This window comes from Flavobacterium sp. (genome assembly GCF_013822155.1).
GTDB lineage: Bacteria > Bacteroidota > Bacteroidia > Flavobacteriales > Flavobacteriaceae > Flavobacterium.
Genome location: NZ_PNJW01000173.1, coordinates 1 through 1,410 on the forward strand (window position 1 = coordinate 1; position 1,410 = coordinate 1,410).

Here is a 1,410-nt window from a genome sequence, read left to right on the forward strand (position 1 = left end):
TTTTGCGAAAGTTCGTTTGCTTGTTTTTCAAATCGTTCAATTTCGTTTTCAAAAAATATTTTTCGATAATAATCGAGATTTTCAGTTTTAGTATTTTCAAGTGAAGTTAAAGCACCGTCAAATTCTTCAACTCCAATTCCCTTAAACGGTTTTAACTTACTATTATCAACCGTTCGCAGTTTTTGCAAATAATTCCTGTCAATTTCTATTGGTGGTTTATTACAAAGTGTATTAAAATCTTCTATTGCTGAATTGATGTATTTTAACCCAAATTTTTTGAAAACATCAAAATATTGTTCTTCTAATTCACTGTCCCAATCCATTCTTGTCATTTTTTCTTGACGAACATTTTTCATATTCTGATGAACGAAAAATGAGAGAATATTGTAGCTACCTGAATAGTAACTATTCTTATTGTCTTGCTTAATCAGCCACACGTTTTTATAATGAAATGCAGGTAATTCACAAAAATAGAAATTCAAATTCTTGTCTAATTCTACAAGCAATTTCTTTGATTCATCTTGAACCATATCTTCGCCTCCAAAACTTTCGTTTTCGGAATATGCAATATAAACTCTACCACCCTTACGCAAATAATCTTTGATAAACGGAACTCTGTTTTTAAAAGCAAAATCCCGAACCCAAGGGCTTTGAATTAAAATTGTGTCTGAAGTTGAGTCAAACAATTTTTTTAACTCAACCTCAAATTCCAAAGAGTTGAAATGCCTTTTGATTGATTCAACTTCTTTTTCAATTTCTTTTATTTTTGTTGTGTCTTGGTTGTGTATTGCTTCCTCAATTTCTTCTTGCTTATGAATTAACACCTGTTCTATTTCAACTTGTTCTTGGTGTTTTTCTTCACTTGTAAATTCAATTTCATCATCGACTTTTACCAAACTTTCAAGCAATTCGGCTTTCATTTCGTCTTGTTTGTCCAACGCTTCTGATAAAGTATCTAAAACTTTATTTTGCTTTTCGTCATAGACGATTGCTCGCATTGTATTGTCTCTGAAATTTTCCAGCAACACAACCCAAACCTTGGCCTTAAATCCTTCAGTACGTATTGGCGTACATTCTTGCAACAAAAAATTCTTTTTTGGGAAATGAATTTCAGGCGCTTGATATTCGGCCATAGAGCGTATTTCATCTAGAGTAGATAATGAACTGTTTAACAATATATTTTCTGGTATCTTTTTGCCAAAATATTTACAAAGCATTAAATATTCTTCAGGATTAATATAACCTAAAAGTTGCTCTCTATCTCCGATTTGCCTTCCTGATATTTCGAATAATGCATCTGCAATATTGTTTGAACGAACATCCAAAGCTTGAGCTACTTTAAGAATTCTGAACGAATTGTTTGATTGAATTTGATGTTCATTTTTCTCACTTTTCAGACTGCTAAAAATT

General features: G+C 31.4%; 1 protein-coding gene. It reads right to left on the reverse strand.

Going from position 1 to position 1,410, the window contains the following annotated elements; translation table 11 throughout:
* The coding region (locus C0512_RS15690; RefSeq protein ID WP_290863264.1) for a hypothetical protein at positions 1-1,410 on the reverse strand (1,410 nt) is incomplete at both ends.